The organism is Mycolicibacterium sp. P4_G11 (genome assembly GCF_056555145.1).
Map to the genome: position 1 here is coordinate 186368 of NZ_JBFUJW010000015.1, position 8411 is coordinate 194778.

Annotated in this window: 10 protein-coding genes; 7 read left to right on the top strand and 3 right to left on the bottom strand. The window is 68.8% G+C overall.

The genetic code is table 11. The annotated features are described in order from the left end of the window. Window positions 1-12 precede the first annotated feature (12 nt). From AC1U2B_RS27245 to AC1U2B_RS27255, 3 genes are read left to right on the top strand one after another with little or no spacing between them, the layout of a single operon-like run. The gene (locus AC1U2B_RS27245; protein ID WP_480219232.1) at window positions 13-648 is read left to right on the top strand and encodes an urease accessory protein UreF; all 636 of its coding nucleotides are present in this window, start codon (window positions 13-15) and stop codon (window positions 646-648) included. A 15-nt stretch (window positions 649-663) separates the two neighbouring features. After that, window positions 664-1350 (top strand): urease accessory protein UreG, encoded by a 687-nt coding sequence (ureG, locus tag AC1U2B_RS27250; RefSeq protein ID WP_138230867.1) that lies wholly within the window; start codon window positions 664-666, stop codon window positions 1348-1350. Between the two features lie 3 nt (window positions 1351-1353). Continuing rightward, on the top strand, window positions 1354-2013 hold the full coding sequence (locus tag AC1U2B_RS27255) for an urease accessory protein UreD (protein WP_480219233.1): 660 nt from the start codon (window positions 1354-1356) through the stop codon (window positions 2011-2013). Between the two features lie 6 nt (window positions 2014-2019). Here AC1U2B_RS27255 and AC1U2B_RS27260 read toward each other — a convergent pair whose 3' ends face one another. The 3 genes from AC1U2B_RS27260 to AC1U2B_RS27270 form a co-directional block, all read right to left on the bottom strand. Then, entirely contained in the window at window positions 2020-3426 is a 1407-nt protein-coding gene (locus AC1U2B_RS27260) for a type II NADH:quinone oxidoreductase Ndh (RefSeq protein ID WP_480219234.1), read from the bottom strand. A 97-nt stretch (window positions 3427-3523) separates the two neighbouring features. Beyond that, the gene (locus AC1U2B_RS27265) at window positions 3524-4453 is read right to left on the bottom strand and encodes an LLM class F420-dependent oxidoreductase (RefSeq protein ID WP_260938508.1); all 930 of its coding nucleotides are present in this window, start codon (window positions 4451-4453) and stop codon (window positions 3524-3526) included. Between the two features lie 88 nt (window positions 4454-4541). Further along, the gene (locus tag AC1U2B_RS27270; RefSeq protein WP_043400960.1) at window positions 4542-5213 is read right to left on the bottom strand and encodes an SDR family oxidoreductase; all 672 of its coding nucleotides are present in this window, start codon (window positions 5211-5213) and stop codon (window positions 4542-4544) included. Window positions 5214-5322: 109 nt separating this feature from the next. Here AC1U2B_RS27270 and modA point away from each other — a divergent pair, with 109 nt between their 5' ends. From modA to AC1U2B_RS27290, 4 genes are all read left to right on the top strand, one after another. Continuing rightward, window positions 5323-6096 (top strand): molybdate ABC transporter substrate-binding protein, encoded by a 774-nt coding sequence (gene modA, locus AC1U2B_RS27275; protein ID WP_480219235.1) that lies wholly within the window; start codon window positions 5323-5325, stop codon window positions 6094-6096. Then, a complete protein-coding gene (locus AC1U2B_RS27280) occupies window positions 6093-6896 on the top strand; it encodes an ABC transporter permease (protein WP_480219236.1) in 804 nt (267 codons plus the stop codon). Before modA ends, AC1U2B_RS27280 begins: the two co-directional genes overlap by 4 nt. Beyond that, window positions 6893-7981, top strand: a complete 1089-nt coding sequence (locus tag AC1U2B_RS27285; protein ID WP_480219237.1) for a sulfate/molybdate ABC transporter ATP-binding protein — start codon at window positions 6893-6895, stop codon at window positions 7979-7981. The genes AC1U2B_RS27280 and AC1U2B_RS27285 overlap by 4 nt, the downstream gene beginning before the upstream one ends. Before the next feature lie 167 nt (window positions 7982-8148). Then, window positions 8149-8411: hypothetical protein (locus tag AC1U2B_RS27290; RefSeq protein ID WP_480219238.1), on the top strand; the 263-nt coding region annotated here is incomplete at its 3' end.

The window sequence follows — 8411 nt, forward strand, 5'->3', positions numbered from 1 at the left end:
CCGGCTGTTCTGATGGATAGCGGCCTGGCCACCCTGCTGGCACTGGCGGATTCGCGGTTGCCGACCGGTGGGCACGTGCACTCCGGCGGCGTCGAAGAGGCGGTCACCAGTGGCCTGGTGGCCGACGTGGTGACGCTGCGGGCATACCTGTGCCGGCGTATCCGCACGCACGGGCTGGTCACCGCCTCCGTCGCGGCAGCGGTCCACGGTGGGCTCGACCCGGTGGCCGCCGACCGCGAAACCGACGCGCGCACACCGGCTCCCGCGGCCCGGCTGGCATCGCGTGCGCAGGGACGTGGACTGCTGCGGTTGGCGCGCCGCGTCTGGCCCGACACGGACTGGCAGCCGCTCGGCACCCGGCCGCACCTGGCGGTGGCGTCTGGTGTGGTCGGCCGCGTCMGCGGCCTCGCCCCCGAACAGACCTGTGCCACAGTCGTTTACACCACCATGACCGGCTCTGCGACGGCCGCCCAGCGCCTGCTGGCGCTGGACCCTGCCGACGTCGCCGCACTGACCTTCGAGCTGTCGGGGCTGTGCGACAGCACCGCCGCCGAAGCGGCTAAAGGGCTTGCCGACCTGTCCGATCCACTGCTCGACGTCCTGGCGCAACGGCACGCCGGCCGCGACCGTCCCTTGTTCGCCTCCTGACCCGAAAGGTCCACCATGCCACCACATTTCCTCGACGGTCAGCCACACCATCACCACGACCGGCCCAAACGCGAACGGCAGCCCGGTGAGCCGCTGCGCATCGGCGTCGGCGGCCCCGTCGGCTCCGGCAAGACGGCATTGGTCGCCGCGCTGTGCCGACAGCTGCGCGACGAACTGTCCCTGGCGGTGCTGACCAACGACATCTACACCACCGAGGACGCCGACTTCCTGCGCCGGCACGCAGTGCTGCCGGACGAGCGGATCGCCGCGGTACAGACCGGCGGTTGCCCGCATACCGCGATCCGCGACGACATCACCGCGAACCTCGACGCCATCGACGATCTCATCGAGACCAACGACAAACTCGACCTCATCCTGGTCGAGTCCGGGGGAGACAACCTGACCGCGACGTTCTCCTCGGGCCTGGTCGATGTGCAGATCTTCGTCGTCGACGTAGCCGGTGGCGATAAGGTGCCGCGCAAGGGCGGCCCCGGCGTCACGTTCTCGGATCTGCTCGTGGTCAACAAGACCGATCTCGCACCGATGGTGGGTGCCGACCTGGACGTCATGCGGCGCGACGCCGCGCAGGTCCGTGGTGAGCGCCCCACGGTGCTGATCTCGCTGACCGACGATCCGACGGCTTCGGCGGTGCAGGCCTGGGTCCGCGACCAATTGGCCGGCGCGGGAGTCACGAACGCCTGAGCCATGCACACCCAGGTTCTGATCGTCGCGGCCCCCGGCCGCGGCCCGCGCATCGAGTGCGTCGGCGGCGTGGCCGCGCGCCGCACCGCCCCCGACACCGTCCACCTGGTGTCCACGGCCGCAACGCCGTTGGGCGGTGACACCATCGATGTGCGCGTGATCGTGGCGGCCGGTGCCCGGCTGCAGGTGCGCAGCGTCGCCGCGATGATGGTGCTGCCCGGTGCGACGACGACGCAGTCACGCTCGAGCTGGGATCTCGAGGTTGCCGGGCAACTCGATCTCGATCCGGAGCCGACGGTCATCGCGGGCGGCAGCAGCCATCAGGCGACGACGCGGTTGCAGATCGCCGACGACGGCCGGGTGCGGCTGCGCGAGCGGGTACAGGTCGGACGGTCGGGCGAGCAGCACGGCTTCTGGGAGGGCTCACTGCATGTCGACCGTGATGCGCTGCCCGTGGTGCGGCACCGCGTCGAACTCGGCGCCGGCGCGGTCAGCGACGACGAGATCGCCGCGCCACGCGCCTATGTCAGCGAATTTCTTTACCCCGAAAGCGATTTCGGCGTGATTCGTAACGCTGAGCGATACGAATCACGCCGAGATCAGGTGGTCATGGCCCTGGCCGACGGTGGTTGCCTGTCGGCCTGGCAGGGCCCGCGTCTTTAGTCCGGATCAGGACGCCGACGCGACGGTCTCCGGGTCGACCGTGGCCTGGACGATCTCCTCGAGTTCCCCGATCCTGGTGCGGGCGTACGCCTGCTGCTCGGTGATGGTCAGCTGACCGCGCTGGCGGCTCATGAACGTCACCGTCCACGACAGCAGCGTGGCGATCTTGGTCTTGAAGCCCACCAGGTAGATCAGGTGCAGCCCGAGCCAGGCCAGCCACGCGATGAAGCCGCCGAATTCGAGCTTGGACTTCCCGCCGAGCGGGATCTGGGCGACCGCGTTCCACTTCGAGACGGTGGCCATCGAGCCCTTGTCGAAGTACGAGAACGGTTCGCGCGGCTTGGGTTTGGTGCCGTGCGCGCGGGCCTTGGCCTCGTTCTTGAGGATCGCGGCGACATGGTTGCCGCCCTGGATCGCGCCCTGTGCCATACCCGGTACGCCTTCGACGAAGGCCATGTCGCCGACGACGAACACGTTGGGGTGGCCCGGGATCGACAGATCCGGGTTCACCTTGACGCGGCCGGCGCGGTCGATCTCGGTGTCGGACTGGTTGACCAGATCGCGGCCGAGCGGGCTGGCCTGCACACCGGCGGACCACACCTTGCACGCCGACTCGATCCGCCGGATGGTGCCGTCCTTGTCCTTGACGGTCAGGCCGTTGCGGTCGACGTCGGTGACCATGGCGTTGAGCTGAATCTCCACGCCCATCTTCTCGAGCCGGTTCTTGGCCTTCAGACCCAGCTTCTCGCCCATGGGCGGCAGCACCGCCGGGGCGGCGTCGAGCAGGATGACCTTGGCCTCGGTCGGGTCGATGTGCCGGAAGCTGCCCTTGAGCGTCTGGTCCGACAGTTCCTGAATTTGGCCGGCCATCTCCACGCCGGTCGGGCCGGCGCCGACGACCACGAAGGTCAGCAGCTTCTTGCGCCGTTCCGGATCGCTGGACCGCTCGGCCTGCTCGAACGCACCCAGGATGCGGCCGCGCAGCTCCAGCGCGTCGTCGATGGTCTTCATGCCCGGCGCCCACTCGGCGAAGTGGTCATTGCCGAAGTAGGACTGCCCGGCGCCCGCGGCGATGATCAGGCTGTCGTACGGCGTGCTGTACGTGTGTCCCAGCAGGATCGAGTCGACGGTCTGGTTCACCAGGTCGATGTGCGTCACATCGCCCAGCAGCACCTGCGCGTTCTTCTGCTTGCGCAGGATCAGCCGCGTGGGCGGGGCGATCTCACCTTCGGAGATGATGCCCGTGGCCACCTGGTACAGCAGCGGCTGGAACAGGTGGTGGGTGGTACGGGCGATCAGCTTGACGTCGACATCAGCGTGCTTGAGAGCTTTGGCGCTGGTCAGGCCACCGAAGCCCGAACCGATGATGACGACCTTGTGGCGATCCGTTGCCGTAGCTCCGGGGTGGACCATGTTGAGGGGCTCCTCGACCTACTACACGACTGTTTACATACACAGGCTAGTCGCAGCTGAATCGATCAATGCAGTGAGATGCCCCACCGGCGGCGGGTCAGGCGTCGATAGCCGAATTCAGGGCTGCTCCGAGTGCGGTGATGACGCCCGGCACATATCCGGTCACGCTGGTCGGAATGTTGACGATGACACCGCCGATCCCGGCGTCGAAGACCTTGGTCTTCAGCTGTTCGGCGACACTTTCGGCGCTGCCCGCCACCATGCGCTGACCCATCTCGGCTGGGATCAGGTCGGACGTCGCCTTGTCATCGACGAACGCGGTGACCAGCATGCTGGTTTCGAGGGTGGCCGGGTCGCGGTCGATCTTCTCGCAGGCTTCGCGGACCACCGCCACCTTGCGCGACAACTCGTCGAAGCCGGCGATGACATTGAGATGGTCGAAGTGCTGCGCGGCAAGGGGAATGGTCTTCTTCTCGCCGCTGCCGCCGATCAGCAGCGGGATGTGGTCGCGGAACCGGGGATTGGCCATGGCCTCGACGGTGCGGTAGTACTTGCCGCTGAAGGTCGGGCGCTCACCCTTGAGCATCGGCAGCACGATTTGCAGCGACTCATCGAGCCGGTTGAAGCGGTCGGTGAAGGTGCCGAAGTCGTAGCCGAGCTGGTCGTGCTCGAGTTCGAACCAGCCGGTACCCATGCCGAGGATCGCGCGGCCCTGACTCATCACGTCGAGCGTCGTGATCTCCTTGGCCAGCAGCGTCGGGTTGCGATAGGTGTTGCCGGTGACCATGGTGCCCAGCTGCACCGTCTGCGTGGCGGTGGCCAAGCCACCGAGGGCGGTGTAGGCCTCCAGCATCGGCTGGTCGGGGGAGCCCAGCATGGGCAGCTGATAGAAGTGGTCCATCACGAAGACGGAGTCGAAGCCTGCGGCCTCGGCTTCCTGGGCCTGGGCGATGACGGTCGGGAACAGCTCACCGACACCGGTGCCGTAGGAGAAATTGGGGATCTGGAGACCGAGTCGAATCGTCACGATTCGACCCTAGCCACCAACCAGGCTGTTGCGTCCCGGTTTTCGCCGGGCGCGAAGCCCGGACGAAACGGGAATAAAACCGGTTGGGTCAGGCGAAGGTGGCCAGGGCCCCGGCGCTCACGTGCAGCGTCTCGCCGGTGATGTGGCGGGCGGCCGGCGTAGTGAGGAACAGCGCGAGCTTGGTCAGCTCGGAGCCGACGGTCGCGTCGCCGGCGTCGATGCCGTCATAGCCCGATTCGGAGCCACGGCCGGCGGCGACGACGTTGATCGTGATGCCGCGGATGCCGAAGTGCTCGGCCTGGCCGGCGGTCCAGCTCGACACGGCGGCCTTGATGGCGGCGTCGGCGGTGCCCTCCTTGGGGCATTCCGGCACGACGGTGACGATGGCACCGCCCGAACGCATCTGGTCGCCGAGGATCTGGACGGTCAACACCGCCGACAGCAGCGAGGAATCGAGGGTGTTGCGCCACACGGTGGCGCGTTCGGCCAGCGTGTAGGTGCGCGGGTCGCCCGCGGACCAGACCGGGGCCGGGACGTTCACGATGGTGTCGAGGTGCTGCGGCAGCTTGTCGCGCATCTGCTCGAGGGCGGCGCCGTCGGTGTTGTCCAGGACGATCGAATCGACTTCGAGTTCCTTGGCGGCCACTTCGAGCTCGTCACGGCGGGCGCCGGCGATGACGACGTTGTGCCCGGCGTCGCGGAATCCTTGGGCGATGACGCGGCCGAGGTCGGTATCGCCTCCGGTGACCAGAACGTCCATGACAGGGCCTCCTCGTGTGCAACGCTGAACGCGGTTGACGCCATGTTACTGGACAGTAGCTAGCTGGCGAAACTCGCCACGCGGGGGAAACGGCCCTAGGGTTTTGCGAATGTGGCTCATGCGCAAGTTGATGCGTGTCCTGGCGGTGTTGGCCCTGCTCGGCGCAGTGAGCGCGGTCGCGGCGTGTGATTCGGGCGCCAAGAAGTCGGGTCCCGTCGTCAACGTGTACGCGGCGGCCTCTCTGAAGGGCGCGTTCACCGCCATCGCTGATCAGTACAAGAAGGACAACCCCGGGGCGGATGTCCAGTTCAACTTCGCGGGCTCGTCCTCGCTGGTCGAGCAGCTGACGCAGGGCGCGAAGGCCGATGTCTTCGCCTCGGCCGACGCCAACAACATGACCAAGGCAGCCAAGGCCGGGTTGCTCACCGCCACGCCGGTGAACTTCGCCTCCAACACGCTCGTCATCGTGACGGCGCCCGGTAATCCGAAGCAGCTCAACAACTTCGGCGATCTGGCTCGGCCCGGACTGAACGTCGTGGTGTGTGCCACCCAGGTGCCGTGCGGCTCGGCCACGCGCAAGGTCGAGAAGATCGCCGGCGTGGAGCTCAAGCCCGTCAGCGAGGAAACCTCGGTCACCGACGTGCTCAACAAGGTCACCAGCGGCCAGGCCGACGCCGGCGTTGTCTACCAGACCGACGCGCAGTCGGCCGGTGCCAAGGTCGCCAAGGTGGACTTCCCGCAGGCGGCGTCGGCGGTGAACATCTACCCGATCGCGGTGTTGAAGTCATCGGCGGACGCGGCGGCCGCGCAGCGGTTCGTCGAGCTGGTCACGGGCGACGTGGGGCGTCAGACCCTGGCGAAGTTCGGATTCGCAAAACCTTGAACCCCGGACTGCCGCGCTGGATCTATGTTCCGGCGGCGCTGGGAGCCCTTTTCGTCGTACTGCCGCTGATCGCGGTCGCGGCGAAGGTCGACTGGTCGCGGTTCCTCGGCCTGATCAGCAGCGAGTCGTCGGTGACCGCGTTGGTTCTCAGCCTCAAGACCGCGGCCGCCAGCACTGTGCTCTGTGTGGTGCTGGGTGTGCCGATGGCCCTGGTGCTGGCTCGCAGCCGCTCCCAGGTGGTGCGCTGGACCCGCCCGCTGATCCTGTTGCCGCTGGTCCTGCCGCCGGTCGTCGGCGGTATCGCGCTGCTGTATGCCTTCGGCCGGTTGGGCTTGATCGGCAGGTACCTGGATGCGGCGGGTGTGCACATCGCGTTCTCGACGACGGCGGTCGTACTGGCGCAGACGTTCGTCTCGCTGCCGTTTCTGGTGATCGCCCTGGAAGGCGCGGCCCGCACGGCCGGGTCGCAGTACGAAGCGGTCGCAGCCACGTTGGGGGCCCGCCCGACCACGGTGTGGCGCCGGGTCACGTTGCCGATGCTGGCGCCCGGTCTGGTGTCGGGCTCGGTGTTGGCGTTCGCGCGCTCGCTGGGGGAGTTCGGCGCGACGCTGACGTTCGCCGGTTCCCGCGAAGGGGTGACGCGGACGCTGCCACTGGAGATCTATCTGCAGCGCGAGGCTGACGCCGACGCCGCGGTGGCGTTGTCGCTGGTGCTGGTCGTGGTCGCGGCCGTCGTGGTGCTCGGGATGGGTGGCGCCCGGTTCGGTCGCGGGCCGTTCGAGGCGGAGAGCCGGCAGTGACGGGCGGGCTCTCGGTACACGCGGTGGTCGACGCCCGCGGCGTCGATGTGGAGTTCGACGTCGCCGCCGGTGAGGTGGTGGCCGTCATCGGGCCCAACGGCGCGGGCAAATCCAGTGTGCTGCATGTGATCGCCGGCCTGCTGCGGCCGGATGCGGGCACCGTGCGGGTGGGAGAACACCGGCTCACCGACGGCGCGACGGGCCTGCACATCGCGGTGCACAACCGGCGGGTTGGACTGCTGCTGCAGGACCCGGCGCTGTTCCCGCACCTGACGGTCGCGGGCAACGTGGCATTCGGCCCGCGCGCCCGGCACCACCGTCGTCGGGGCCTGCGCGCCGAAGCGCGGCGGACGGCGGAGCGCTGGCTGAGCGAGGTCGGCGCCGCGGATCTGGCCGAGCGCCGGCCGGGGCAGCTGTCCGGTGGTCAGGCGCAGCGGGTGGCGCTGGCTCGCGCGCTGGCGGCCGAACCCGACGTATTGCTGCTGGATGAGCCGCTGTCGGGACTCGACGTCGCGGCCGCCTCGGCGATGCGCCGACTGCTGCGCGGCGTGCTGAGTGCGGGCGGCCGGAGTTCGGTGTTGGTCAGCCACGATCTGCTCGACGTTGTCACCCTGGCCGACCGGGTCGTGGTCATCGAGAGCGGGCGCATCGTCGAATCGGGCACCGTCGCGGACGTGCTGACCGCGCCGCGGACGGTGTTCGGGGCGCGCTTCGCGGGCGTGAATCTGGTCAGCGGGCGCGCCGGCACCGACGGCGGTTCGGTGCTGGCCGCGGGACAGACCTGGCGCGGTACCTACGGGCCGGACGTCGCACCCGGTGATCCGGCCATCGCCGTATTCGCTCCGGCCGCGGTATCGGTAGGCCGGGAGATGCCGGCGGGGGACGTCAACGTCGTCGCGGTCGGCGTCGCGGAACTGGATCACCGGGGACCCGTCATCCGGGTGCGGGCCGAGGCGGTCGACGACGGCGGTGGGGGCCTCGCGGCCGACATCAGTGCCGAAACTGCGGCCGGTTTACGGCTGATCCCGGGGGAGCAGGTGTACTTCAGCGTCCACCCGCGCGACGTGGCGATTCGGCCGGCGTGACGGCACGCCCGGTCTGTCCCAGGCCTGGCCGCGGCACTCCGATGCCCCAGCAACCGAGCGATATCGCCGTGTTCTGTCGAGATACCGCATACGAGCTAACCAACCCGGGAGAGAAATAGCCGCAACTCGCACTTGCGTCACGCCGGTAACACTGTATTTTCGTCCCCATGCGACACCCGGATGCGCGGACAACTGCCCGCAAACGACTTCCGAAATCCCTGACTGCCGCTGTGGCAGGTGCGGCGGCCGCGGCCATCGCCCTGCCGAGCGCGATCTCCTACGCCGATCCGGTGCCGCCGCCTCCCGCGCCCGCTCCGGCACCCGCTCCGGCACCTGCCCCCGAGCCGGCACCGCCGGTCGATGCCGCTCCGCCGCCGTGGGCCCCGCCGCCCCCCGCACCCGACCCGGCCGCACCCGCGGGCGACCCCGG